The organism is Planococcus alkaliphilus, from assembly GCF_057031095.1.
Map to the genome: position 1 here is coordinate 2735578 of NZ_CM168060.1, position 25845 is coordinate 2761422.

The 25845-nt window shown below is 44.8% G+C and carries 24 protein-coding genes and 1 pseudogene; all 25 read right to left on the minus strand.

Features of this window, described 5'->3' with window-relative positions:
* Positions 1 to 18: 18 nt before the first annotated feature.
* Positions 19 to 444: a hypothetical protein gene (locus tag AC2EXB_RS14465; RefSeq protein WP_483602106.1), complete on the minus strand. Its 426-nt coding sequence runs from the start codon at positions 442 to 444 to the stop codon at positions 19 to 21.
* Positions 445 to 721: 277 nt separating this feature from the next.
* Positions 722 to 1264 (minus strand): DUF2179 domain-containing protein, encoded by a 543-nt coding sequence (locus AC2EXB_RS14470; RefSeq protein ID WP_235196959.1) that lies wholly within the window; start codon positions 1262 to 1264, stop codon positions 722 to 724.
* Positions 1265 to 1449: 185 nt separating this feature from the next.
* Positions 1450 to 1785 (minus strand): hypothetical protein, encoded by a 336-nt coding sequence (locus AC2EXB_RS14475; protein WP_251475400.1) that lies wholly within the window; start codon positions 1783 to 1785, stop codon positions 1450 to 1452.
* 166 nt (positions 1786 to 1951) lie between these two features.
* Entirely contained in the window at positions 1952 to 2674 is a 723-nt protein-coding gene (locus AC2EXB_RS14480; RefSeq protein WP_235196961.1) for an amino acid ABC transporter ATP-binding protein, read from the minus strand.
* On the minus strand, positions 2671 to 3327 hold the full coding sequence (locus AC2EXB_RS14485) for an amino acid ABC transporter permease (RefSeq protein WP_251475403.1): 657 nt from the start codon (positions 3325 to 3327) through the stop codon (positions 2671 to 2673). Before AC2EXB_RS14485 ends, AC2EXB_RS14480 begins: the two co-directional genes overlap by 4 nt.
* A 110-nt stretch (positions 3328 to 3437) precedes the next feature.
* Complete coding sequence (locus tag AC2EXB_RS14490; protein ID WP_251475405.1) at positions 3438 to 4256, minus strand: transporter substrate-binding domain-containing protein; 819 nt, start codon at positions 4254 to 4256, stop codon at positions 3438 to 3440.
* 291 nt (positions 4257 to 4547) lie between these two features.
* Entirely contained in the window at positions 4548 to 4757 is a 210-nt protein-coding gene (locus AC2EXB_RS14495; protein ID WP_235196964.1) for a hypothetical protein, read from the minus strand.
* 93 nt (positions 4758 to 4850) lie between these two features.
* Complete coding sequence (locus AC2EXB_RS14500) at positions 4851 to 5945, minus strand: NAD/NADP octopine/nopaline dehydrogenase family protein (protein WP_483602107.1); 1095 nt, start codon at positions 5943 to 5945, stop codon at positions 4851 to 4853.
* Positions 5946 to 6398: 453 nt separating this feature from the next.
* A complete protein-coding gene (locus AC2EXB_RS14505; protein ID WP_251475412.1) occupies positions 6399 to 6776 on the minus strand; it encodes a PLC family EF-hand domain-containing protein in 378 nt (125 codons plus the stop codon).
* Positions 6777 to 6867: 91 nt separating this feature from the next.
* On the minus strand, positions 6868 to 7929 hold the full coding sequence (locus AC2EXB_RS14510; protein WP_483602108.1) for an S-layer homology domain-containing protein: 1062 nt from the start codon (positions 7927 to 7929) through the stop codon (positions 6868 to 6870).
* Between the two features lie 225 nt (positions 7930 to 8154).
* The gene (locus AC2EXB_RS14515) at positions 8155 to 9066 is read right to left on the minus strand and encodes an aminopeptidase (RefSeq protein WP_483602109.1); all 912 of its coding nucleotides are present in this window, start codon (positions 9064 to 9066) and stop codon (positions 8155 to 8157) included.
* Positions 9063 to 9923: a DMT family transporter gene (locus tag AC2EXB_RS14520; protein WP_251475419.1), complete on the minus strand. Its 861-nt coding sequence runs from the start codon at positions 9921 to 9923 to the stop codon at positions 9063 to 9065. Before AC2EXB_RS14520 ends, AC2EXB_RS14515 begins: the two co-directional genes overlap by 4 nt.
* A 41-nt stretch (positions 9924 to 9964) precedes the next feature.
* The gene (locus tag AC2EXB_RS14525; RefSeq protein WP_251475421.1) at positions 9965 to 10633 is read right to left on the minus strand and encodes an AroM family protein; all 669 of its coding nucleotides are present in this window, start codon (positions 10631 to 10633) and stop codon (positions 9965 to 9967) included.
* Positions 10630 to 11571: a DUF1177 domain-containing protein gene (locus AC2EXB_RS14530; RefSeq protein WP_251475423.1), complete on the minus strand. Its 942-nt coding sequence runs from the start codon at positions 11569 to 11571 to the stop codon at positions 10630 to 10632. The genes AC2EXB_RS14525 and AC2EXB_RS14530 overlap by 4 nt, the downstream gene beginning before the upstream one ends.
* Before the next feature lie 13 nt (positions 11572 to 11584).
* Entirely contained in the window at positions 11585 to 12634 is a 1050-nt protein-coding gene (locus AC2EXB_RS14535; protein ID WP_483602110.1) for a DUF917 domain-containing protein, read from the minus strand.
* Positions 12635 to 12646: 12 nt separating this feature from the next.
* A complete protein-coding gene (locus AC2EXB_RS14540; protein WP_483602111.1) occupies positions 12647 to 14209 on the minus strand; it encodes an OPT/YSL family transporter in 1563 nt (520 codons plus the stop codon).
* Entirely contained in the window at positions 14206 to 14853 is a 648-nt protein-coding gene (locus AC2EXB_RS14545) for an aspartate/glutamate racemase family protein (RefSeq protein WP_483602112.1), read from the minus strand. Before AC2EXB_RS14545 ends, AC2EXB_RS14540 begins: the two co-directional genes overlap by 4 nt.
* Positions 14854 to 14978: 125 nt before the next feature.
* Positions 14979 to 16571: a PucR family transcriptional regulator gene (locus AC2EXB_RS14550; RefSeq protein WP_483602113.1), complete on the minus strand. Its 1593-nt coding sequence runs from the start codon at positions 16569 to 16571 to the stop codon at positions 14979 to 14981.
* A gap of 282 nt (positions 16572 to 16853) precedes the next feature.
* Positions 16854 to 17887: pseudogene (locus tag AC2EXB_RS14555) on the minus strand (SDR family oxidoreductase).
* A gap of 78 nt (positions 17888 to 17965) precedes the next feature.
* A complete protein-coding gene (locus AC2EXB_RS14560; protein WP_483602114.1) occupies positions 17966 to 18571 on the minus strand; it encodes a competence protein ComK in 606 nt (201 codons plus the stop codon).
* A gap of 510 nt (positions 18572 to 19081) precedes the next feature.
* On the minus strand, positions 19082 to 19288 hold the full coding sequence (locus tag AC2EXB_RS14565; protein ID WP_483602115.1) for a hypothetical protein: 207 nt from the start codon (positions 19286 to 19288) through the stop codon (positions 19082 to 19084).
* Positions 19289 to 19930: 642 nt separating this feature from the next.
* Positions 19931 to 21001: a M42 family metallopeptidase gene (locus tag AC2EXB_RS14570; RefSeq protein WP_483602116.1), complete on the minus strand. Its 1071-nt coding sequence runs from the start codon at positions 20999 to 21001 to the stop codon at positions 19931 to 19933.
* A 17-nt stretch (positions 21002 to 21018) separates the two neighbouring features.
* The gene (locus AC2EXB_RS14575) at positions 21019 to 22656 is read right to left on the minus strand and encodes an ABC transporter substrate-binding protein (RefSeq protein ID WP_483602117.1); all 1638 of its coding nucleotides are present in this window, start codon (positions 22654 to 22656) and stop codon (positions 21019 to 21021) included.
* Between the two features lie 343 nt (positions 22657 to 22999).
* A complete protein-coding gene (gene nhaC, locus AC2EXB_RS14580; protein ID WP_483602118.1) occupies positions 23000 to 24502 on the minus strand; it encodes a Na+/H+ antiporter NhaC in 1503 nt (500 codons plus the stop codon).
* A gap of 40 nt (positions 24503 to 24542) precedes the next feature.
* Entirely contained in the window at positions 24543 to 25694 is a 1152-nt protein-coding gene (gene solA / locus AC2EXB_RS14585; protein ID WP_483602119.1) for an N-methyl-L-tryptophan oxidase, read from the minus strand.
* Between the last annotated feature and the right edge of the window lie 151 nt (positions 25695 to 25845).

A 25845-nucleotide genomic window follows, 5' to 3' on the forward strand; every position in this document is an offset into this window, starting at 1 on the left:
GGATTTCATTAAAACCGATTATCGCAGTGCATCTTCTAAAATCTCATCGATCTCAGATTCCAGTTCCGCTTCCATTGATTTCTTTTGTTCGTTTTCCACTTCGGAAAAGTCTTGCTGTTTGAGCCGCTGCTCTGTGGCATTGGCTATGTCGATATAGCGCTTTTGGTAGTTCTCTACTCCTTTACCTGAATTTTCAGATAATAAATTCGAGAAACTGGTCAATTCATCCTCCGCTAACACCGCCTGCTCTTTTTTATCTTTGCTGACGGCTTTCTTCAGTTGGATCACTCCAGCGAAATAGTCGCCTACTACCTCATCAACCGCAAAACCAAATGCCTGGTCGTACCAGTTCTTCAGTTTCAACCCACTGTCTGAGTTTCCATAGGCAGTTAGAGAAAATAGTGCTAAACCTAAAACCAACACCATAGTCGTGAACCTTTTCACCCACTCACCTCTCTTTTGAACTATTTTATTTATTTTTTATGGGACATATTGACCTGTCATCCTTACAAGAATTACCTTATCAAAGAAATAATTGTAATGCAAGCACTATTTTTAAATTTTTCTGAATATTTTATTTAATTTAGATAGTTCTATTGATACGACAATGTTTTGAACCGAAAATTTTTTTATTTCTGCTCAGGACAGTATAAATCGCAAAAGCAATTATTCACTAGAGAACGCAAAAAAACATTCTCGATTTAAAACCGAGAATGTTTTTTTAATTAAACAATCTACCGCGGCGGACCGTGCGGATCCAGAAACCGCCATGAATCGTTTTGGAATCATTCGCTACAACAAACGCTTGCGGTTCCAATTCTTTAATCGACTGGTATAATTTCAGCTCTCGCTTTTTCGGAGTCAATATCTGCAAGGAACGGCGCGGACCTTCATGCCCATTCGTTTCCCAATCCGTAACCCCGTATCCCTGTTCACGCAATTGCTTCGCCAAGTGATCGGAATTATCCGGTGAAACTACTGTAGCCGTTACATAACCTAAGGTCAATTTGTCTTCGATAATGGAACCGACCACAACCCCAGCCCCGAAACCGACTGCATACGAAATCAAGTTTTGAATTTGCGAAATGTTTTCCAGCACCAATCCGAGGCCGAGAATATTAATAATGACCTCGATAACAGATAATCCAGCTGCTAAATACCGATAGCCTTTCATCATCAATATCATGCGGACCGTCGACAAAGTCACATAGACGATACTGATCATGAAAATGACAATAACTAATACAATAGGATTTAAGCCCAAATAGAAACCCTTCTTCCTAATAGTTTATATTTTCCATATGCTATTTTGATTTATGTACCTTTTCCCGTTCATCTTCCCCTTAAACGTGAAATTGCAAAAACCCGAACTAAATACATTGGCAAAATAACTTCCACTGCCTTTAACCAATAAAAACCGCCTTCCCATAAAAGGAAGGCGGCTCGATTTCATTCAACTGTGACGTTGCGTTTCGGATGTGGTTTTGTCACATCGACTGCATAGACTTTGATCTTATTGACCATCAAATCACGGATTCCGTAAATCGGACGGTTATTCTTTTCAATCGCTTCGATGTAGGCATTCATATGCTCTTGGACTAAAACCCCAACCGGCTTGTCCTTATAGGCATCGTTCATTTGAACTTGGAATGATTTTTCAAAATATAGATTGGACACTTCAAGTGCTTTTAAGGTGTCCCCTTCAAGATGCGTGCCGACCACTTCGTAGTAATTTCCGTATTCGTCGCGCACTAAATCAGAAGCAACAATATGCTGCATGCTCATCTATTCCAGCTCCTTTAATCTATAAGTATCGGAAGAATTAGCGGCTTACCAAACCAGTCTAAAACTATCTATCCTCTATTATCGTTCCCATCCTCTGCTGCCGCTAAACTTTTTCTTCAGTTCAACGAACAAAAGCTCCTGGATTTTTCCAAGAGCTTCCTTACACTTAAAGCACTTTACTCAAAAACGATTTCGTCCGCGCATGCTGCGGCCGGGCAAATAATTCGGACGGCACATTCTCTTCAACAATATAGCCGCCGTCCATGAACAAGACGCGGTCGCCCACTTCCCGGGCAAAGCCCATTTCATGCGTGACGACGATCATCGTCATGCCCTCAAGCGCAAGTTGCTTCATAACTTCCAGCACTTCCCCGACCATTTCCGGATCGAGCGCTGACGTCGGTTCATCAAACAGCATGATTCGCGGTTCGAGCGCGAGTGCCCGGGCAATCGCGACGCGCTGCTTTTGGCCACCGGACAGTGAATCCGGATAGGCATTGGCTTTTTCGACAAGCCCGACTTTCTTCAATAAAACCAAGGCTTTCTCCTTTGCTACTTTCGGGCTTTCCTTTTTCACCTTCATCGGCGACATGGTGATATTCTCCAAAACCGTACGGTGCGGAAACAGGTTGAATTGCTGGAACACCATGCCGACGTCAGTCCGGATTTTATTGATATTGGTCTTTTTATCGGTGATGTCGACGCCTTCAATGTAGACGTGTCCGTCCGTAATGCTCTCAAGCAAATTGATGCAGCGGAGGAAAGTCGACTTCCCGGAACCTGAAGGGCCGATGACGACGACCACTTCTTTCGGCTGGATATCCACAGAAATGTCTTTCAAGACTTCATTGTCCCCGAAGGTTTTCTTTAAATTTACGACTTTGATCATTCTGTAGCCAACCTCTTTTCTAAACGGCCCAATAGATAGCTCATCGACAGCGTCAAGATGAGGTAAATGAGCGCTGCCGTCAAGTAAGGCTCCCAAATTTTATAATATTGCCCTTGAAATGCACGTCCCCAGTACATCAATTCCGGCACGGTGATGACGGCGAGCAGCGAAGAATCCTTCAATAGCACGATGAATTCATTGCCAAGCGGCGGTACCATCCGCTTGAACGCTTGCGGCAAGATGACGTAGCGCATCGCCTGGGCATGGGTTTGTCCAAGTGAACGCGCGGCTTCCATTTGCCCCCGGTCGATTGACTGGATGCCGGCCCGGAAAATTTCGGCAATATACGCTGCGGCATTCAATGTCAGCGCCACAATCCCAGCTACTATCGCATTGGTCTGTCCGATGACTAGCGGAATCAATCCGAAGTGGATCAATAGAATTTGGACAAATAAAGGCGTTCCCCTAAAAAAGGTGATGTAGAGAATAAAAGGCAGCGCCAGCAATTTGTTGCGCATGATTTTCCCCATGCCGATCAGTAACCCAAGAATGGTGCCAAGCAAGATCCCGACGAGCGAAACGCCGATGGTATATAATGCGCCTTTCAGGAAAAAAGGCATGTAGTCGATGATCAAATCCATCCGAAAATCCATAAATTGCCCTCTCTTTCTTTATTCCGCTTGCGTGTAGCGGAAGAACCGGATTCTCCTGACAAAAATTGCGCAACACCTAGAATCGGAGTTGCGCAATTCAAGCTGTTTTATTATTGCTGCGCTTTTAAGGTTTCAAGATCCGGTTCGGTGCCGAACCATTCCTGGTAGATTTCCGTATAGGTGCCGTTATCGATAATGGCTTTGATCGCCTCGTCAAAATCAGCTTTCAGCTCGCTTCCTTTCGGGAAAAGAATGCCGTAGAATTCATCTGCAAAATCTTCATCCGTCACGACTTTCAAGTTCTGCTCCGGATTCATCTGCGTATAGTATTCAACTACGGTATTATCCGCAATAACCGCATCCGCTCCGCCTGCCAGAAGTTCTTGGATCGCCAAGTTATTATCGGCAAATTTCAAGACGTCGGTGCTGTTTTCACCGGCAATCGTTTCAGCCGCTTCCTGCCCTGTTGAGCCGTTCAATACCGCGATTTTCTTTCCTTTCAAATCTTCGCCGCTCTCTACATCACTGTCTTCCGGAACCATGATCATATTCGTCGACAAATAATAAGGGACGGAGAAATCATATGTCTCTTTCCGCTCATCGTTGATTGTGATGGACGATACCGCAAGATCGGCCGTTTTCCCTTCAATCTCAACAAAGATCGGCTCCCAGCCGATGACTTCGATATCCGCTTCGTAGCCGGCTTCTTCAACGACCGCTTCCGCAAAATCAACGCCGAAGCCTGTGACTTCACCGCCGTCCAGGTATTCCATCGGTGCATAAGCCCCGTCTGTTACGAGGCGCAGTTTTTCTTTCTCGCCGCCGGAATCCCCTGAACTTCCGCCCGCCGTCTCCTCTTCTCCGCAAGCAGCCAGTGCAAGCGAAAGCGTCCCCATCAAAACTAAACTGATTAACGACCTTTTCTTCATTTGTCATTTCCCCCTTTGTCTCTATGCATTTCCTCCACGTACTGAAGACAGCACGGCAAATCCATCCCTTAAGATAAATACTAAAATTATTTCAGAACCCGTTACTTAATTCCTTGAAAAAACACTAAAACCAAAGACGAAATTACTATATTAAATGAAAATTTTTAATTATTAAAATATTATCAATGGAATCAATTTCCGTCAAGCACATCTTTTGCTTGCAACATTTTGGGCAAGAGAAAAGCATGAACGCGAATCGGTCCATGCCTGTCAATTATTATTCTGTAGAGCCTATCGTTTTGTTTCATTCTTCACGAAAGTCTTTTCACCAGTACGGTGGTCTTTGATGATTTTATCTTCTGTTGGAACATCTTCAGAGCCTTCATCTGGCGCGTTCTGGAAATTCTTATCCGTCAGCGCATCCGGATCTTTATCGCCTTGAACCATTTGCTTCGCTTTCTTCGCAAATTTATCAATTCCTGATTCTCCGTTTTCAGCCATAGTGAACGCCTCCTTCAATCTTTATTTACTCCTTTCCCGTTCACTCCATTTAAAAAACGCATCAGAGAAAATCTCCGATGCGCGCATTATGCCTTAAACCGTTTCAACTTCTTTTTGAACAAAGCTGTCGGCTAAAATCATCTCTATATTTTCAATGCCGAGACGCGTCGGCGTCCGTCCTTGCGTCCGCATATCCCGATTGAGTGCTGCTGAAGCCATTTCAATGAGTGATGTGCAGATCGGCGTCCCAACGGACAGTTGTTTGCCGAGTGCTTCGAGCATCACAAGCCCTTCCGGTACATCTTCAGTAATATAGCGGGAATCGACTTTCACCGGGCCTTTTGCACGGGTCGGCATCGCTGCATACCAGAAGAAAACTTCCTTTGCATCTTCCGTATCGTCCAAGGTGTTGCGGTATTTGCAAGCTTCGACATACGAAAGCCGAGAAAAACCGAGCTTTTCCAAGACATCCATCTTTTCGCTATCCAGCTTCTCTAGAATGTTCCAGACACTCGGCGTGAAGACTTCATGGTACATGACGTAATCGCCGTTCGTTTTTTCGATGCGCGGCATGCTCATGATGGCGCCGACCGTGTGGACGATTAAGTTTGGATTATGAAGCGCCGCTTCTACGACGGAAGACAAGTAAACGAACGGGAATCCGAGCGCCTCCAAATCATCTTTCACTGCCGGAAGATTCGCTGCTGGATAAACGCCAAGCGGATTGCGCACGTTTCGGAATCCAACTTTTATCAGCCCCGGCTCCAAAATGCGGCAATCAAGGAATGAACTTTCCGCCTCTACAATCGTAATCGCTTTCCCGGAATTGTATTTCAACATGTAAGCGGTCGACAAGTACCCCGGATTAATCAACACAATCTGGCCGTCAACTAAATGCTTCGACATTTTAGCAATCAGCTCTTCGTGATAATTCGTTTGAATGTAAACGATTACAATTTTAGCTCTAGACAAATCGGCTAATTCTTTTGTGACGTGCGCGATTTTAGTCGTCTTCATTTCCTCTTTCTCGTGGAGCCGCACTTCCCCGTCGTGATCCAATAAATGCTGGAAGTTTTCATTGTGCATCGAATTTGATGTCTTGATCAATGTCACTTCATGCCCCTTTAGCGATAAATCCGCTGCTACTGCACAGCCGCCATTTCCTGCTCCCAATACCGCAATTTTCATCTTGCATTCCCCCTTGTTTACCTACCTATTTGATATTTCCATAGATGTAGATATCTGTAAATCCAGGCCAATAAAATAAACCCATTCCCTTAAAGGAATCGATTTTTCACTCGACTGGCTATTCACGTTTTTACTATAAATGCCCAGATTCAAATCACAGCATAAATTTCCGTGATTTCCTAAATTTTAGTATATCACAGTAATTTTATTGTCTATTGTTTCTACACAATTGTCTGGCTCCGGTTCATGAGTAAAATCCGCGTCCAGCAGTGTAGAAAGAAAGACTAATTTCAGCAGACTGGATTTAGCCCAATAAATCTTATTGCTTATACAATTTGATCCGATTATTAAAGACTCTAAAGAAGCCAAGCAGAGAACAAAAGGATTTCCGCTTGGCTTTTCAATTGATTTGACTGTCCTAAGGTTAACCAAATCCCTATAATATCCCCTCTCTCAAAAAGGCAAATCCCCGAGCCGGCTATCCTTCGCTTCCCTCTCCTGTTCAGCCAGGAATTCGCTGAAATGCTCCCACGTCGAATAACGGGGATCAGCTGCTTCATGGGATGTGAACATTTCAGCGAGGAATTTGCCGAAGGCGTCCGGCCGCGCTTCGTGGTCCCAGACCATTTGAAAGTTTTTGCTGTAGGTGACTCGGTTGAAGTTGCCGAAAATCTGGGTGAGTGCGCTGACCAGTGAACGAATTTTTGACAGCGATGGCTTTTCCATAAAGCGGTTGTCGCTGTAAACGAGCCCATCCCGGTCCATCAATCGCACACTGAAAGACAAGTCATAATCCTCTAGTACGAGTACTAAATTATTCTTTCCGAACATCTCCCCACCTCCTCTACTTTCACCATACAAAAGAGTCCGACTGTGCGCAAGCACACGGTACGGACTCTTGCTGGCAGTAACTTCAACCCGTTTATCGTACATTCACCAATTCCATTTCCACTCGTCCTTGCGCATTGACCGATTTGACGGTCGCATAGCCCTCCACCATATAGTATTTGAGGCCGCTTTGCGTCATCACTTCTGTCGCATTCGTAAACGTTTTATATTTGGTCGTTACGGTTTTATTGACTCCGGTGATGGTGTTTTTGATGATTTCATCTTCGAGTCCGGTATCAAAGGTCCTGCCGACACGAACCGGATAAGCGAGCGCGATGTCGTATTCGGAATACGGATAGCCATAGGCAAAGATACTATAGTTTTCAAGCTCCAAGTATTCGTAGGAATCACCGTCGACTTGCGCTGTCCACATAAATCCGTAGACGAGTCCGTCGCGGTTCGGCACATTCTGATAGCGATGGACAGCTGTCGTTCCATCAGACATTTGATAAGTGTAGGTTTTCGTCTTGTCTTTCAAGTAGGAATCGGGAATCACCGCATCATTTTTAAATTTCGGTTCAAGTGCCCGTGCGAGAAACGCTGAGAACTGGCCGCGCGTGACAGCTTGGCGCGGGCGGAACGTATTGTCCGGATAACCAACGGTGATGTTCGCTGCGAGAATTTTGCTGATGGCTTCAGAATAGACGGCATTCGGGCCAACATCCTTGAAAGAAGAATTAAACGTGAACGATAGATCAAAGACCCGCTCAACGATCAAGGCCATATCCCCGCGGATAATCGGGGCGTTCGGACGAAACGTCCCGTCGCCGTATCCTTTCAAATAGCCTGCCTCTGCCGCTTCTGCAATATAGCCGCTCGCATAATGGGCGCTCGACACATCTTTAAACGGCGTCGGCCCTTTCGTCCCGTCAAAACCTTTCAAGCGGCCGATCATCACAGCCGCTTGCGCCCTTGTCACTTCCACATCCGGGCGCACCGTGCCATCTGAATAACCGCTTACGACACCCTTCTCCATTAAATACGTCATCTCATCATAAAACGCATGCTTTTTCGGCAAATCGGGAGGCGCTGCCGCTGCTGGGAGCGCAAGAAACAAAGACAGTAAGACGATTACGAGAGATAATAGCTTTTTCATAGTGCCACTCCTTTGCTGATTCGATTGGTTGTTAATTTCATTCTACCGTTGAAAGTTATTAAAATCTATATTATTTATTAAATATTCAGAAAATATTAAACGAAGAATTCTTTCTTAGAATCTTTTAAGAAATATAATGAAAATAAACTGGAAAAATCCATGCCTCTGACTGCTTAATCTTAGTGCAGAGGCATGGATTTCTTTTTGATTATAGAAGTAATATTCTTATTCCCAATCCAGTTCAGGATTTCGAGTCACACAATCAATATGGACATTTGTTTTAATCGTTCCGCCAAACGTGTGGTTGGAGCCGAATGCGATATGAATCGTATTATAGGCTTTTTCATCTTCGAGGATATTTCCAATGACACGGGCGGCATGATTCGTTCCGATGCCAAGTTCACAAAGAAGACGGCCGTCGCCATCCCCCAGCAGTTCCAACAACTTTCCTCCTTGTTCACCGGTCGCTTTTATCAGACGTCCTTTGTCAATGGTCAGTATGATAGGTTCCTGCACCAAGCCTATTCCAGCTATAGAGCCATTGATTTCAATTTCCCCTTCCGACTTCCCTTCTACTGGAGCAATATATGCCTCCCCTGAAGGAAGGTTGCCGGAAGCGCCTTTTTCTTTAAATACGCCGGTACTCGGCACCCCATCGCGGCCATCCATTTCAATTTTCAGCCTCAGTCCGTTGCCTGTCTGGATAGACAGAGATCTAGCTTTTGTTAATTTCTCCGTCATATCTATCGTCTCTTTTTCCACCTTGCTGTAATCGGCACTCATCGCACCGTTTAAAAACATATCTTCCGTTATGCCTGGCATCGTGATGACGCTGATTCCTTTTGCATTCGCTGTTTTTCTGGCAACTGTATGAGTTAAGGAATATTTGGTCAGACAAAATACTGCATCAAAATTCAACATGAGATTTGCAGTTTCCTCTGGAGGTTCTTCACCCGATTTCGTTCGATCTTCCATAATATGAATTTCTATATTCCATTCATCTTTTTTCAACGCCTCGGCAAATTTAATGCCTAAAGACATCGTGCTTTGGTCAGCCAGCACCAATACTGAGCTTTTCTTGTCCAATGAAAAATTACCGCTCATCAACTTTTTAACTGTCGTATTAAAATCTGTCATATTCGTTTGCCCCTTTTTGAAAGATATAGTCCACCCAGTACAAAAACCAATGCGATAAGCGTTCCTCCGCCAAGTGGTTCATGTAACAAGAATACGCCTAAAATCAACGTAGTGAAAGGCATCAAATAAGTAATCAGCAGAGCGAAAACCGCCCCGCCATTTTTGACTAAATAATAAAAAAGAATATTGCCGAGACCTGAATTGAAAACTCCTAATATGAAAAAGAGCATTAAATTTGTCGAATTGAACAGGCCTTTATAGCTTGATGGGTCTATTGAAAGCATAAAAAAACTAGTAAAAACGGTTCCAACCGCCATCGCAACAAAGGAAATGGTGACAACAGAGTATCCCTTTAAATATTTCCCTGCCAAAACGGCTGATAGCGCATACATATTAACCGAAAATAATAAGAGCATTGCACTGCTCATTTGAAAATCGATTGCTTCTTCGGAACCGATAAGAAAAGCAATGGCAATGCCGGCGAAGCCAATCAATACACTTAAAACTTCTTGCCTGCTCACCTTTACTTTAAAAATCAGGCTGCTCAGCAAAATCCCAAAAATCGGTCCAGTAGCATTCAACACAGAACTCACGGTGGTATCAAGTCCACCCATACTGATACTCATGAAAGTCCATGGAACACCTGCACTGATAAGGGAAATAAAAATCAGCAGGGGAACTCTTTTAAATTCATCTTTTCTTTTTTGCCATATGAAAAAAGGAAGCAAAGCAAGACCGCCAAATAGACATCTAAAAAAGACAATTGATACAGGATGGAAATCGGGCAGCAGCATCTTCGTCAAATAGAAAGTGGAACCCCACAACAAGCTCAAACTCAGCAAGGCGATTATTGGCATCTAACTCCTCCTACCAAAAAAGATCCGGCACGCCGGATCTACTAACTTAAATATTCTGCAGCGATGCGAGCCACTAAAGTCCTCGGCAATAGGACAGACAAGCCGCTTCCTTTTACCGCTTCTTCTTTATGAAATTCGTTGTAGCCCATGCAATCCATGACAATGACGGAAGCGCCCTGTTCTTTCAGTTTTTGAGCTGCTCCACGTATGTCGCTTTCCTCATAGGGCGAAGCCACTTCAGTTTTCAGTTCTATATTAGGTTGATGCCATTTTTCCAGCAAGCTTCCCCGTTGTTCTTCCAACGGGATAATCAGTCCAAGCGTACCATTGTCCATCAAAGACTGTACGGTCGCATTTAAAATTTTATCCGGATAAATAATCGGCTTAGCAGCTGTAAGGCTCGGGAAATCGCCCGTACACAGCATGATTGTGACCTCTGTTTGCTCTTCTAATCGACTCAGTTCATCTTGCAGCAAAGGCAACAGTTTCGATTTCCCAATTTTAATCGATGCGCCGTTTCTTAATTTAGAGATATAGATCGTGTCTACAGTTCCCGGGGAAACCAAATGCATTTCATCGTCCTTTAAAATGTCCAATCCTCCTGCTTCGATGATGCCAACTCCCTCACCTAAAATACGCTGAATAGAAGGCGTTACATCAGTACGCGGTGACTGTCCAATCGTCAAAACACCAACTTTTGAGCGTGTCATGATTCAGCTTCTCCGTATGTTTGGAGATGGCGCATAGAACCGTATAAGCTTTCAAGATGATTAAATTCATTCCTATCATAGAAATCAATCTGGCCTTGGGTAAATTCTTTTGCCGTTTCAATTGCAAAACGGACTGCCTGAGCAATATCCACTTCATGCGTTGCCCCTGTCCCTGACCCTGGAACCGCTGATTTTGCCGTTATGGCAAGGCCGACCACTGGGGCCTGGGTTGCGACAGCTGGCTGAAGGATGCTATTAATATGATAGACATCATTACCGTATGGCGTTATATCCTGCATCGTCACTGCAAAAGTTACAGGCAGTTCGCCGGTTGTCATTTCCATGATGCGCAGCAATTCATTATTGAACTTCAGGATATAGCCCGATTTTACAGTCGGGGATAAGGCAATGCCCCGGTGATTGATGACTTTATTGCCTTTTGTCGTATCTATGGAAAGCACAGCTTCCATTTCAGGCAATACTTCGTACTTGTTCATGCTTAAGATATCTACGGGAGATCCCATGAAATCGACAGGTTCATGCGGCTGAGTCGGCGCATCCGGACAAATATGAGTTGTAATATAGACATCTCCCGGTAACCGGTCGCCTCTTACAGACATTTTCGCCAATTTCAAAGCAGTGGTTACAGCGGCTGCTGCACCATCGCCGTCTGATACAAAACCGATTCGTGCCGGCCTTGCACCTAGCCCGCCTAATCTCCCGACCACTCCAAAAGTAGGAGCATTTCCCCCACCCGCTTTACCTTCCGTTCCTTTAATAAGAATTTTCACAAAGTCTGTGTTCCCTTTTTCTCCTGTGACTGTCTGGTATGTTGCTTCGGCAAATTCGAAGTCTTTGAATAATTCCACTACATTTTTTCCACTTGCTTTTGAATCGTCCAATAGTTCCAAGACGTCCATTGTGTCTTTTAAAGCCATGAGCTCCACTCCCTTAGATGATTTTCTTTTCGACGATCGGTTCGATTGCTTTCAATAATTTTAAGTTGAACATTGTAGAGCTTAACTTCAAATTTTCCTTAGGCACTGAGATTACAGCGATATTCATATTATCTTCAATTTCTGCACTGACGATCGGCATTCCCGTATCCGCATTAAACGTCATGATCAAATCCGGGAAAGTCCCTCTGCGTTCACCATTCATTTCAACGGTCATATATTCATTCCAGAAGGTCAGTTCTAAATCATCAATTTGGACAAAACCGACATCAAAACCGTTAATTGCTTTCAGTTCAAATTTACTTACTTTGCCCGAATGGATGATGCGTCCTTTCAAATAGGAAGCTGCCGTTTCAATTCGCTCCGGCCCTTCAGGAGCTCCCAAGAATGCGGCTCCTAATTCAATAGCTTGTGTAATCCCGCCAATGGCGGCATTTTCTTTAATGTAAGCAACATCAACCGGATTGCGACATACACCAACCATTCCACCCGCTTGAACGGATAGCGAGCGGATAGCACTCGATGATAAATCAAGGGAAGCTGTAACGACCCCTTCCACTTTTTTCGCTCCGGCACCACCTGAAAAGGTTTGGATCGATTCATAACCTTCCAGTTCCGATAAGTTCAACGATCCCATCGAACCTGTTGGATGAGCGCGCCCATTGCATGGCGCATCCAGAAAAGGCAATCCAGTCATGGCAGCTTGCAGCCATCCGTTAATCGTTGTTGCCGCACCATTTTCATTTGTCATCAAGGCTTTTAATGGTTTAGGGAATTCCTTTTGCATACGGAGCACCGTATCCACCATTTGCTCAGCACTCACAAACTGCTCTTTAGCGGAAGGTGCACCGACAAGAGAAACGCACGCGATGAAATCATCATCATTCAGCTCTTCTACTGATACTAAGCGTGGAGAGCCCGATTCAAAAATCAGTTCCGCTTTTTCAAGGCCGTCTTTGATCCAGCCTCCACCTCCACCGCCAAGGATACATCCTCCGTACACCGCGTTTACTGCATCTTCAATCGTTAAAATTCTGGCTGCCATTTCTTCTCCCCCTTATCTTGCTTTCCAAATCGATGTAAAGAAGCTGTAAATAGCATCTCCAGCGATAAATCCTGCTGCTGTTGTATACATCGCATTTTCCGCTTCCGGCCCTTTGACTTTCAAAATCGTAATGCGGATAAGAATTCCGATTATTACTGCCCAACCGGCAATCGGATTGACAATTAATAGACCCGTTGATAACATGATTCCCAATTGCCTTTTCGGTCCACCAATTAATTGAATGATGGCACCTGGAATAGCCCATAGGAGCAATAGCATGCCGACATCACCCGTCAACCCCACTTCAATAGTTGCCGCATATACACGGTCGACCGGCGGCACAAGATCCTGCTCGAAAAATGATTGGGCAAAGATGCTGACCATTGCTACTGCGACGGCAAAACCGATCAGGGAACTTTTCAATTGCTGGCGTCGGCCGTGCAGCTCGGCGGCGATGTCAGCACCTTTACGGATGATGACACCGGATTTAAAGTCATAGCCTAAATCAGCAAATGCTGGACCTGTGGCTGCTGTAAATCCTGTTAACAATGCTAAAGCCACTGGCGGGAAGCCTAACATCATTCCGATCAGCAAAGCGATCAAAGTCACGGCAAAGGCCGGGAACCAGCCTGAATGCATTGCCGCAATTCCGACGATGATTTCACTGATAAGCGCTGCGAATGCTGCGAATAGGACAAACAAAAGCGTTTGCCATAACGGCATATCCGCTACGATGCCGCCCAGGACCGCCACCAAAGCGGCACCGCCAAGATAAAGCACAAAACCGATGCCGAAACCTCTTTTGGCATCTGCTTCAGAACGTGTATAGACATGGTCTCCTTCGACATGCTGTTTCACTTTTTCTTTGTTTGACCGCACCAACGTCATGACGAACTGCAAAAGGGCAACAATTCCAGCGCCAATCATCATGCCATGGGGAATATACAATTCGTTCAAATCGATTCCAAATAATTGCACAGAATAGCCTCTCAGCAATAACCCGATGCCGAACATCGCCAACGCCCAAATGTTTCCGATAAAAGCTACTCCGAAAGCGGACATCGCAATCCCGAAATGAGAACCAATCATTCCCCCTAGAATCCCGAGACCCAAGTACTTTGCTTTTGTTCCGCCTTCATCTCCGGCTTTCAAAGCTTCGGCTGTCGCGATTCCAGGCGGCCAAGGCTCATTTGAACCGAATAATTTCGAATCGAAAACTTTGTAAAGAATGAATACATCAATGAATAAGGCAATTCCTGCACCGATTAGCATCGGAACCATTAGTTCCGGCATTCCCATGACATAAGGCAGTCCAATCGGTATCAGTAAACTATTTGCCGCACCGAACGTCGCTGCTGAAATGGTCGTCTGAACCAAGTTCTGGTTTTCCAGTGAACGATATTTATAAAACATCTGCATTGGAATTCGAGCAATCATCATCGCAATTAATGCTCCAATGATCGAAGTATTCGGCGTAATCCCAAGCGAAGTAATCAACTGCATCCCGATGATGGCCCCGAAAGCGGCAATCACAATTGAAAATAAGATAAATGGCAAATCAAAGGTTTTTTTCATTTAGAATCCTCCTTGCCTATCAATTGATAGGCGATAGCCTGCGCTTCAACTAAATCGATAACCGGGATTTTGATATGCAGAGTCAAATAATCCTTTAAGCGAATGGTCGAAAATCCCGTACAAGCGAATAAAATAACATCTGCACCTTCATCTATTAAACTTTTTACAACACGCAATAACTCTTCTTTCGCTCCGTCATTAAATAAATCAGTGGTTTTCCGCAATTCTGATGAAAATCGATGCTTGAAAAACCGCTGGCCAAGCTCTTCTTTCATCCTGCTCGGCGGTTCATCTGTGATGCCGACGATCCCCACTTTACTGCCGACCATTGCAGCTGCATGGGCACCGCTGACCCCCGCTCCAAGTATCGGCAAATCGATTTGGGCTCTTGTTTCCTCTAACGCCGGGTCGGCAGCACAGCTTATGGTAATGGCATCCAATTTATACTTTCTGCTCATTTCCTTCGCAAGCTCTACTATTTTCGGTATCGCTTCCCGTTCAGAAGCATCGTCAAAAATGCCATTCGGCTGACTTCTGATACAGTGGGTCACCGTCTTGGCGACGGATTTTTCTTCGATTTTTTTCCCATGTTCTTGCAAGACCTCTTCATTATCTGTTGTTAGTACACGTATAATCCCTAACATGATTTCACCCCTTTTGAAAAATTATAAATAGTTAAACTACTTATTTATATGCAATAACTAGGAAAACTATTCACCTATCCATTGCTCACTTTTTCACCAAATCAAAAAGGCGGAGTCATCCGCCTTTAATTTAACTCTTTCAATTTGATGCAAAACTGTAAAATAAACCGATGTTCTGCATTATCTAAATCCATCATCAGCAGTTCCTGAATTTTTTGGAGGCGATAGGTCATCGTTCGCCTATGGATAAATAGTTTTTCCGCCGTGCGTGATACGTTTCCGTTTTCCTCTAAATATGTCTTCAAGGAAATAAACAATTCATTATCGGCCTGGCTGATTTCTCCAAGAACCGATTCAATATAATTCCTCACTTGAGGTTCCTCATTCAATTGAAAAAGTATTTCGTACACGCCTAGTTTGTCTTGCGAATAAACGAGTTCTTTCGGCTGGATTTTCAATCCAATTTCCATGGTTTTAACAGCTGAACGGAGATTGCCGTTAAATTTCTTTGAATGGTTAAACGGCTGGCTGATAGCAAGTCGAAAGCCGTTATCTGGAAATGCTTCGTTGCTCTTCACTGCAATTTCAATCCATTGCTGGATGATTTTTTGGTAGTGTTCTTCTTTACAGACGATTAATGCATAATACTGCTGATATTTTTCAAAAATGAGAGTCGAGGCATTCTCCGCTTTTCTGCTGCAGAATTGAAGCCAGTGCCGGCACAGGCAGGAATAATCCAGCAGCGACATCACCGGGTAATTGCTGGCATCCATTGTCCGGCCCCTAAAGCAAAGCACCAACGCCCGTTCATCTGGCTGGATGCTGTTTTCTCCATTCGTAAACTTCTCTAAAGCTTCTAAATCCTGCATCCGATCTTTTTGAAAATTCAACTGTTCTTTCAGTATCAGTTCAGCCATGCTTACGCCCACTTGAGCGATGTGATGGGAAGTTAATGCCTCAAAGGCAGTCTGTCCCTTGTGCAATAAATGGAGGGTTCCAAAGACATTGTTTTTTGAAACCAACGGAATTATATAACGGCTTCGCTGCCCCTCCATTTTGAATTCAATAATTTTCTTCGTCTGAAATTCAATTCGCCATTGTTCCAGTACTTTAGGGTACTGTTCATAGCGAGGCTCAGAAAACAATAACACTGAATTACGCCATTTATCTGGCTGGAATCCATTGGATATATATAATAACTTTCCTTCCATGTCTTCGATATATACGGGTGAGTCTGTCAGCTTCTCTAAAAAGTTAAGTGCTTTCTTTACCGTAGGAAAATCAGTATCATCAAACTCACTGAACGGGTTGACCGACTGGTCGATTTTCGTTTTCTTTTCTTCGTACAGCCGCTCATATAATGGCGTTAATACATTGATATAAGACACATTTTTAGGCAAAGCAATAATCGGAAACGAAGATTCATCAGCTAGCCGAATCATTTCTTCCGGCAATTCATTCACGAATCTCCCTATTTTGATGACAATTCCCGCTGCTTTCTTGTCAATTAATGTTCGAAGCACCTCTACCTGCTTGTCCGGATTTTCACTGATCGAGTAAAAAGCAGTCATCACCAGAATCCCTTCATTAATCCAAGAAACCACTTCCGGCACTTCCATCACTTCAATCGACCTTATTTCTCTGGACCCTCCAGCTTTCCCAGCAATCAAAACCCCTTTCGCTAGCTCCCCAATCCGTAAGGCTTCTTCCATGATCATCGGAACCCCTCCTCTATATTTATATAATTTTATCAGAATATAAAAAGTAGTATATATAGTTAATCAATTAAATATTACTACCAGTAAAATGAAGAAGTAAGTTTCTTTTTTAGATTCAGAATAATTGTTAATTATATCCAAATAATACCTACCTTCCAATTTATATAAAAAATCCATTTCCAGAGAATTCTCTTCTCCGGAAATGGACTTTAAGATTTCTTATTTGCTTGTAAACCAATAAACAAAGATTCCCCTTCAATACCGCTTCTTAAAAGCCGCATTTCAAATCATCGATCCAGCCCCGGCGAGGACCGCTGCCGCAATCACCGGATGCTTTTCAGCTGTCGCATACAAACTTTTCGAGCGGACCCAGCCGGTATTCGTGCCTCTTTCATGCATGCCGTAGCCCGCTTCGTACAAGGCGTTGTCTTCAACCGATCGCGACGGACGTTCCGATTGCTGGGTGCGGAACATTGTCAGCTCCATGAATTTATCCATGAAGCGCGGTGCGACATTTCCAACGAATGCGCCGAACTTCGCCTGGAAACCGACGAACATATCACGTTTCGGATGCGCTGCCGCAAAAAGAATGGCATCCGCTACCGCTTCCGGTGCGTACATCATGCCGATATGGGCTGGCTGCTTTTCAAGATAGCTGCGTGCGTGTTCATTTAAAGCGTATCGATCCGTCCTGGACGAACGAGCGTAACGGAAACCGGCGCTTTTTCCTTCTCGAGCTCCATCCGCAAATTTTCTGTAAAGCCGTGCACTGCGAACTTGCTTGCCGAATATGTTGATTGCAGTACAACGTCCCGGTCGTCGTAAACCGTCCCGATATTGATCAAGGCACCTGGTTCGCCGCGTTCCTTGAAATGATTGACGGCCGCTTTTGAACCGTAAACGACACCCCAAAAATTCGTATCGAAATCCCGTTTCATGTCGCCAATCGTGACATCCATCGCTTTTCCGAAAATTGACACGCCGGCATTGTTGACCCACGTATCAAAACGCCCAAATTCCCGAATCGCCGTTTCTGCAATCCGGTTGACGTCTTCTTCCTTGCCGACATCTGCCTTCACCCAAACTGCCGAATGCCCTTCACCCGTCAGCTCGTCTGTCAATTGCCTCAGCGCTTCTTCGTTCCGTGCAACAACGACGACTTTTGCGCCTTTAGCTGCGGCCATTCGCGCCGTCACGAGCCCGATACCGCTTGAGGCCCCCGTAATAACGATAACCTGATCTTCTAATTTCTTTAAGGATAGCTTCTTGAATAGACCCTTTTGGCTGCTTGCAAGAGCTGAAGTTTTTCCATTCATGCTGATCCCTCCTAAAAATTGTATGGTCGTCTATTACCCGATTTCGAGGAGGGTAAGCACATTAAAGGGTATTCCGTTTCATTTCTTCGCAGCCGGCTTTTTATAATCCAGCTTCGCCGTAAAAGACAAGTTCGTCATCGTCCGCTCTTCGTAATTCACACCGTTCACCATCTTGAACAAATGATACGGTGTTTCCGATGCCAATTCGTCGAGTTCTTCAAGCTTTCGCCTCACAGCCATTTTGAACTGAAGCTCATACGCCTTCCGCATCTTTTTATCGAAAATCTCTTTGCTGATGTCAATGTCAATCGTGCTGCCGTTGCTCAGCGTCACCAATGTATGTTTGTCCTGTAAATTGTCCGTCGCATGGATATGGCTCAGTGAAAACCAGATGCAGTCTTTCCGCGCCGGCGATTTGCAGGGAAGCAGGATAATTTCTTTTTCATAGTCCAAGATGATCGGATACATGCTGATTTTCCCAAGAATATCGTGCGCACCTTCCATCGCACCACGCAGGCTCGTCCCCCGGTAGAGAAAATTCGTATCGATTAATTGATAAGGGCTTTTATCCGCCTCGAGGTAACCATCCTTCCCGCACACCAACGAATGCAAATCTCCATTATTATAATGCGGCACAATCATCAGCGTGTCGGGCGTGATTGCATAATTTTTATTCATTCTCATCTCTAAATTTCCCCCTTTTGAATTAAACCCTTTATCAATCCAATAAAAAAGGAGTATACTAACAGGTAGTTGGTATACTCCAGCTAACAGCCTCCGGGTGATGGTCCGCTCAGACTTTCACACCCGGAGGTTTCTTATTGTTTTTCTGCTCTTTCTCATTTTTCACCCCTCACTGGAAATACAAGGAAGCGACGGAATTTAACTCTCATCGCTTCCTATCTTTTCCTATTTCTGAGATAAGTATATAGTCATCTTGAACTATTGTAAAACTATTTTTTCTATTTGAACTATTTTATTTTCTGCTCTCTTTAGTGTTCGAAAATACATACGAGATCACGTAAAAAAGCTCGCTTTTCCAATCTATTTTTCTACCCTATTTTCACAAATACCGCTTTTTTGAATAAATTCATCCAATCAGCTTGTCATCAAAATCTCAACATTTTTCCAGAAATTCTTCTATAAATAAAACGGTTCAGCATCTCTATTAAATAGAAATGCCGAACCGTTTTATTATGCCGCAATGGTCATAAAAATTTTATAAGCCAAAAATAAAAATGCAAGAGATGATAAAACGCCTGCGAAATAAATAGGCAGCTTTAACTTCACTAAAATGTATCTTAATATGACAGCCGCAATTAAAGGCATGCCCACGATCAATAAAAGATTCATCAACAATTCATCCACGAATGGCTGCATCGGACTAAAATCCAATTCCATAATATCCCTCCTACTATTCATAAGAAATATCGGTAGGAATGACTTTTTTGTTTAACGATTTTTACAAAGAATAGTTATCTTTAGTTCTTGGAAAATTGAAGTATATGATTAAAATCAATTTTCCGATTCATGTGTATAAGCTTCTTTCGACATAAACTTAATTTCTATCGACACTATTTCTTTTCTTCCTGCACTAAGCCGATTTCTTCTTACACTAATTTGATTTCTTCTTACACTACCTGCTTTTCTTCTTGCACTTGTCTAATTCTTCTTATTCTTAGATTGCTCAAAATTAAACGAGATGTATGTCTCACTTCGCTTTGAATCCCTCTTACAATTGCTGAATTCACCCCTTTCATACTGAATTCACCCTTTTAACTTGCGAAATCACCCCTTTTACTGACGAAATCACCCTTTACTGCCTCCAAATCAACCTGCACTGCTTTTTCCGCTTTTCGCGAAGCGGAAAGCCGGTTTTGGGCAATTGGTTTTTGTGGCGAGTTGCTCTCAAAGTCGCTCGAGTTTCTTTGAATTCGTCATGAGTTTCCCTCTAAATCGCTTGAGTTACCCGCAACCCCAACCAACAACAAAAAAACCAACCCCAGAACCCAAACGGATCCCAGAAACGGCTCTCTCATTTACTCACGTATCCAAAAAGTTCTTCCCAACCAATTCCCCCGCATGAAAAATAAATTCCGCTGCGAGCTTCACGCCATTTTCCAAATCATCCAAATCCACAATCTCCACTGGCGAATGCGTATAGCGGGACGGAATCGAAATGACGCCGGATGAAACGCCAGTTGATGTCATATGGATCGCTCCTGCATCCGTGCCAATGCCCATGAAGATTTCCGTTTGAACCGGAATCGCCTTCTCCTCTGCAACGCGCTCCAACAAACCCGTCACAAGCGGATGGGCGATCAACGACTTATCCGCAATTTTGATGCATGGACCTGCACCAAGCGTCCGTGTGCCGGTCATCAGCACATCATACGTATCGCTTGTCGGCGTCGTATCGATCGCCAGCGCAAAGTCCGGTTTGAAGGCCGGCGATAAGACGGAAGCTCCCCGAAGTCCCACTTCCTCTTGTACAGTAAAGACACAGTAAACATCTCCGTGCAAACGATCCGGATTTCCCTTCAATAAAGAAATCAATTCGATCAACGTTGCACAACCCGCTCGGTCATCCAACGCTTTTCCAACTACCCGGTTGCGCCCCACTCGCTTCAATTCACTGCCATAGCTGATCGGCTGCCCGACTCGCACACCCATTTCCAGCACTTCTTCGGCATTCGCTGCACCGATATCAATATAGAGTTCCCTGTGATTCGCAATCCGTTTCGGGTCGTCCCATTTCATGTAATGGGTCGACAAAGTCCCGATCACCCCATCTACATATCCATCCACACCTTTGATCTTCACCGACTGCGCATGCAAGATGCGCGGGTCGAATCCGCCTAGCAATTCAAAACGAAGCGTGCCGTTCGCCTCCACCTTTTTGACGATAAACCCGATTTCATCGGCATGCGCCGCAAGCAAAACGGACGGCATACTTTCATCCGTCGCATTGAGTTTCGCAATGACATTGCCTAATGCGTCGACTTCCACTGAATCCGCTTGATCTTTGACTTTATTCCAAATGTAGCGCTGGACGTCCTGCTCGAAGCCGCTCGGCCCAACGAGTTCGCATAATTCCTTCAACAATTGATACACAAAACCACTCCAAGCTCTTAGTTGTTCGTCAAGTACACATCTATCAGTAAATCATTGCTCATCGGATGCGGCTCATAGCCTTCCACGTAATCCGCCTGCGCAAGCGGCGGCGTCGTATAGGCAAGCATCATCCACGGCGCGTCTTTCTGGAAGAGTTGCTGCGCTTGTTTATAAAGCTCTGTCCGCTTATCCTGGTCGATCGTTTCGCGCGCTTCGGTAATCAACGCGGTAAACTCTTCGCTGTCGTAGAACGCAATGTTCTGCGCCGGTTTCTTGATATTCGTGTTGCTCAAGTTCGGGTACAGGAAGTTGTCCGGATCCGCCATAACGCCTGTCCAGCCGTAAAGCGCCATGTCGTGCTTGCCGGCACTCGTATCATCCAGATACGTCGCCCATTCCATCGACACGATTTCCGCTTCGATACCCACTTCCGCTAGATCCGCTTGAATCGCTTCCGCAATCTTCATCGGCTCCGGCAAATACGGACGCGGGTTGCTCATCGTATACAATTTCGTCTTGAAGCCATTTTCAAGGCCGGCTTCTTTCAATAATTTCTTCGCTTCTTCCACGTTGTAATCGTACTTCTCTAACGAATCGTCATAGCTCCAAAGGGACGGAGGCAACGGGCTAGTCGCCGTATCCGCGAGTCCGCTATAGAACGCTTCAACGATCTCCTCTTTATCAATCGCCATATTAATCGCTTGTCGAACCAATGGATCGTCAAACGGTTCTTTCTCCATATTAAAGGCCATATAACCAATATTGAAACTTGGACGTTTCAACAACTCAAACCCGTCCGCATCTTCGACAACCGTTGTATCCCCTGCATTCATCCCGTCCAGCACATCAATTTCACCTGTCTGCAAAGCATTCAAGCGCGCGGAGTTTTCCGGAATGACGCGGTAAATGACTTTATCCAAATGCGGTTTGCCTTCCATCCAGTAATCCTCATTTTTCGCTAAGGTAATCGTATCGTTGCGGTTCCAGTTTTCAAACTTGAACGGCCCCGTTCCAACCGGATTTTCGTTTAAGGCCTCGCCGTATTTCTCAATCGCTGCCGGGCTTGCAATCCCGAACATCGAAATCGCTAGGTAACTCAAGAAAGGAGCGGTTTTGCGCTTCAATTTGATTTCCAGCTCATAATCACCATTTGCTTTCACGTGCTCGATCAAGTGATTCTCATCGCCTTTAAACCCACCGTACAAGAACGGATAGTAAGCAAAATCCCCCTGGTGGTACGGGTTTTCCGGATCCATCCAGCGTTCAAAGTTGAACACCACTGCATCTGCATTAAAATCCGTGCCGTCATGGAATTTCACGCCTTCACGAAGTTGGAACGTCCACGTCAAGCCGTCTTCACTCGACTCGTATTCCGTCGCAAGCTTCGGCTGCAATTCCAAATTCTGATCATACTCAAGCAATGTTTCAAAGACATTATGCGTCACCCGGATCGATTCGCCGTCCGTCACATTGATCGGATCGAGTCCAACCGAATCCGCTCCGCGTCCGTAGACAAGCGTGCCGCCTTGCTTATCGCCTTCCGCAGGTTCCCCTCCGCTTTCCGTTTCGCTCGCTCCGTCATTTCCGGAACAAGCTGCCAACAATAAAACCAGAATCAATCCGATTAACCATGAACTATGTAGCCTTTTCTTCATCTTGTCTGCCCCTTTCTCGTTGTGAATGTTTATAATAATACAACTATACTGAATAATTATCCATATTATTTTGAAAATTAATACGATTTCCGAAGTATTTTATTTTATTAATCTAATAAAATCTGGATTCTTTTCCTTACTTTTCTATCTTTTCCTCCTGTATTAACCAATAACGGAAGATAATTTCCTTTTGTGAAATTATTCATGACAAGTTCAATTTATTTGTAAAATACAAAAACCATGTATAAAAATCATCAAAGAATAAAAAAAGCCTCTCCCCTCCTTTGATGCAAAAAGGAGAAGAAGAGGCCCATAAAATATAAAGATATTCAGTAACCCACAATCAAGCAGTCGAATCCCCAGCAGGTTGAGAAATCACGGAATCCGAACGCTTATACAGCTCCAACGCTTTGCTCGATTCCTCTTTCGTCATCTTGTAAATTCCTACTCCTGTGAATGCCAGGATGATCGCGATGAGCGGAGTGGTGTAGGACAAGACCGTCCAGATAGCGTAACCGCCAGATCCGAACGGCGCAACGCCGAGAGTCGCAATGTAAAAGGCCCCCGATGTTCCCCACGGGATAAAAGGTGCCATCATCGTACCGACATCTTCAATGCTGCGGGACAAGACTTTTGGCGGCATCCCTGCTTTCAAGAAAGCTTTCTTGAACATTTCAGGAATGAGGATGGCGACTGCATAGGAAGTTCCGGAAACCAATAAAATCAGAAGTTCCGTGAACAAGGTCGTCACCATAAGCGGACCGCGCTTCTGCACCCGGCTATATAGAGGATTGAGTGCAGTTTCCAAAAATCCTGCTTTACTGACGATCGCCGTGTAAGCATAGCCGCAGTAGATGATGATGACGACACTCACCATCGACATGATGCCGCCGCGGTTCAGCAGCGTCATGACCCCATCCGAAATCGAGCCTTCTGCCGCACCTGGAATCATCGAGACATTAAAACCGCTAAATGCGGCATTGGTTCCGTTCTGAAGTGAAAATCCTTGAAAGACCACTCCTAGAATGACCGCAGATAACGCTCCCAACAGCATCGTCGGTACAGGCGGTTTCTTCAGTATGGCCCCGATTAAAATAATGACGAGCGGAAGAATCAATAGGAGGTTCCAATTAAAAATGCTGTCGAGCCCGTCGAGCATTTGAATACTGGACGCCGAAGATTCGCCTCCACCCGCTCCGATTACATTGCCGACAATCAGGAAAAAGACAAACGTGATGAGGCCTGCCGGGATTGTCGTCCACATCATCGACTTGATGTGATCGTAAAGATTGGCCCCAGCCGTTGCAGCTGCTAGATTGGTCGTTTCAGAAAGAGGCGACATCTTATCGCCGAACACCGCACCTGAAATGACGGCTCCCGCTGTAATATGGAGTGGAATGCCAAGCCCTTCCGAGATGCTCATAAAAGCCACACCGACCGTTCCGGCAGATCCCCAGGATGTTCCCGTGACGACCGAGAAAATCAAGCACATTAAAAATGCGGAAATCAGCAAGTACTTCGGGTTGACCAATTGGATCCCGTAATAAATCATCATCGGAATCGAACCACTGAAGATGAAGGTGGCAATAACGATCCCGATCACCCAAATAATCAGGATGGCTGGCGTCGCACTGACAATTCGCTGTGAAATAGCCCCTTCCAAATCACTCCACGTATACCCGAGCCGCCAAGCCATGACTCCAGCTCCAGCCGCAGCCGCCACCATCATCAGTTCAATGCGCATCCCCATTATCAAATAACCCACTAAGACGAAAAAGAACATAAGCAGAAATGCAAATACGGATTCTGCAAAAGTCGGTTGCCTAATCTCCCGTTTTTTCTCCAATCGAAATCTCCCCTTTTTAAAATTCTCTTCCTTCTTTCTGTTACTCTTCTTTTACTTTCTGTCCTGATGGAAACCGTTCAGGCGAAAAATCTCCAATCTCAAAATTGGATGCCCCGGTCATCAGCAGCTCTTTCGCAATCTTGCCCATCGTTGGCGCCATTTTAAAGCCATGCCCTGAAAATCCGGTTAGCACCACGACGTTCGGATGCCCTGGTACTTCCCCGACGATGGGATCGTAGTCATCTGTGTAAACTTCCATATAAGCACTCGTCCGGGACGGATCATTATACAAGCCGGGCATTTCATTCCGAAGAATTGCTTGCAGCGTCGCGAGCTCTTCCACCCCGACATTCTTATCCAATAAACCCGCATGCTCAATCTTGTGTTTCTTCGTACTTAAAATACCGATTTTCACCATGTCTCCGTCCACTGCCGGAAACCCGTAGTATGTATCTTCATTTCTTTCTCGCGTAAAGACTGGAAAATGGGGTTCAGTGAATGCCTCTTTGTTTCTTGGCAAGAACCAAGCATTTACCAAGCGGCGAACTTCCAGATTGGATTCAATTCCTGGAATGAACTGGGCGGTCCAAGGACCCGCTGTAATCAACAGCTTTTTCACTTTGTATTCTTTCGCTTCCGTTTGAATGACCACCCCTTCGCCATCTGGGAAAATCGCTTTCGCATATGTACGGCTATGAATTTTCGCACCCAACTTTTCTGCGATTTCAACTGCAGACTGAATGGCGTATTGTGGGCGCAAAAAGCCTGACTTCTTATCCACAATGACGATTTCGTCAGTACCGATTACGTGCTGGGGAAATCGCTTTTGCGCTTCGTCTGGACTAAGCACTTCATGTTCCAAGTCAAAAGCTTGAATGCTTCTCAACACATTTTTCATCGTCTCCAACTGCGGATGGCCAATGATCAATCCGGTCGTTTCGTGAAATAAGGAATTCCCCGATTCCGCTTCGAGCTGTTTCCACATCTGATAAGCATCCTTCAACAACGGAATATATTTTGCGCCTTCTTTATAAGCGGTGCGGAACAAGCGCGTTTCGCCGCCTGCAGCCGACCGGTCATGGCCGATTCCAAATTGTTCAAAGCCGATTACCGAAACCCCTTCTTTCGCCAACTGCCAAGCAGCCATACTGCCCATGGTGCCTAATCCAATAATCCCGACCTCTGCATCCATCTCCATCCCCTCCGTTTTTTACAAATCTAAATCACTCCAATGATTTATTTAACGTTATCGGAAAAATAAAATATTGTCAATTTAATATGAATTTTCAAAATTGTACCTATAGTCATTTTAGAACAGCCACCATAATAAAACGGCAACATTC

Bases quoted from the DNA above. Each gene is read 5' to 3' on its own strand.
- AC2EXB_RS14485 (WP_251475403.1), bottom strand. From the start codon at position 3,327: ATGGATTTTCGGATGGATTTGATCATCGACTACATGCCTTTTTTCCTG.
- AC2EXB_RS14530 (WP_251475423.1), bottom strand. From the start codon at position 11,571: ATGGCTTTAAAAGACACAATGGACGTCTTGGAACTATTGGACGATTCA.
- AC2EXB_RS14565 (WP_483602115.1), bottom strand. From the start codon at position 19,288: ATGGAATTGGATTTTAGTCCGATGCAGCCATTCGTGGATGAATTGTTG.
- AC2EXB_RS14525 (WP_251475421.1), bottom strand. From the start codon at position 10,633: ATGACACGCTCAAAAGTTGGTGTTTTGACGATTGGACAGTCACCGCGT.
- solA (WP_483602119.1), bottom strand. From the start codon at position 25,694: ATGGATGCAGAGGTCGGGATTATTGGATTAGGCACCATGGGCAGTATG.
- AC2EXB_RS14480 (WP_235196961.1), bottom strand. From the start codon at position 2,674: ATGATCAAAGTCGTAAATTTAAAGAAAACCTTCGGGGACAATGAAGTC.
- AC2EXB_RS14475 (WP_251475400.1), bottom strand. From the start codon at position 1,785: ATGAGCATGCAGCATATTGTTGCTTCTGATTTAGTGCGCGACGAATAC.
- AC2EXB_RS14545 (WP_483602112.1), bottom strand. From the start codon at position 14,853: ATGTTAGGGATTATACGTGTACTAACAACAGATAATGAAGAGGTCTTG.
- AC2EXB_RS14500 (WP_483602107.1), bottom strand. From the start codon at position 5,945: ATGAAAATTGCGGTATTGGGAGCAGGAAATGGCGGCTGTGCAGTAGCA.
- AC2EXB_RS14575 (WP_483602117.1), bottom strand. From the start codon at position 22,656: ATGAAGAAAAGGCTACATAGTTCATGGTTAATCGGATTGATTCTGGTT.
- AC2EXB_RS14515 (WP_483602109.1), bottom strand. From the start codon at position 9,066: ATGACAGATTTTAATACGACAGTTAAAAAGTTGATGAGCGGTAATTTT.
- AC2EXB_RS14495 (WP_235196964.1), bottom strand. From the start codon at position 4,757: ATGGCTGAAAACGGAGAATCAGGAATTGATAAATTTGCGAAGAAAGCG.
- AC2EXB_RS14510 (WP_483602108.1), bottom strand. From the start codon at position 7,929: ATGAAAAAGCTATTATCTCTCGTAATCGTCTTACTGTCTTTGTTTCTT.
- AC2EXB_RS14540 (WP_483602111.1), bottom strand. From the start codon at position 14,209: ATGAAAAAAACCTTTGATTTGCCATTTATCTTATTTTCAATTGTGATT.
- AC2EXB_RS14490 (WP_251475405.1), bottom strand. From the start codon at position 4,256: ATGAAGAAAAGGTCGTTAATCAGTTTAGTTTTGATGGGGACGCTTTCG.
- AC2EXB_RS14505 (WP_251475412.1), bottom strand. From the start codon at position 6,776: ATGTTCGGAAAGAATAATTTAGTACTCGTACTAGAGGATTATGACTTG.
- AC2EXB_RS14535 (WP_483602110.1), bottom strand. From the start codon at position 12,634: ATGGCAGCCAGAATTTTAACGATTGAAGATGCAGTAAACGCGGTGTAC.
- AC2EXB_RS14520 (WP_251475419.1), bottom strand. From the start codon at position 9,923: ATGCCAATAATCGCCTTGCTGAGTTTGAGCTTGTTGTGGGGTTCCACT.
- AC2EXB_RS14560 (WP_483602114.1), bottom strand. From the start codon at position 18,571: ATGAGAATGAATAAAAATTATGCAATCACGCCCGACACGCTGATGATT.
- AC2EXB_RS14550 (WP_483602113.1), bottom strand. From the start codon at position 16,571: ATGATCATGGAAGAAGCCTTACGGATTGGGGAGCTAGCGAAAGGGGTT.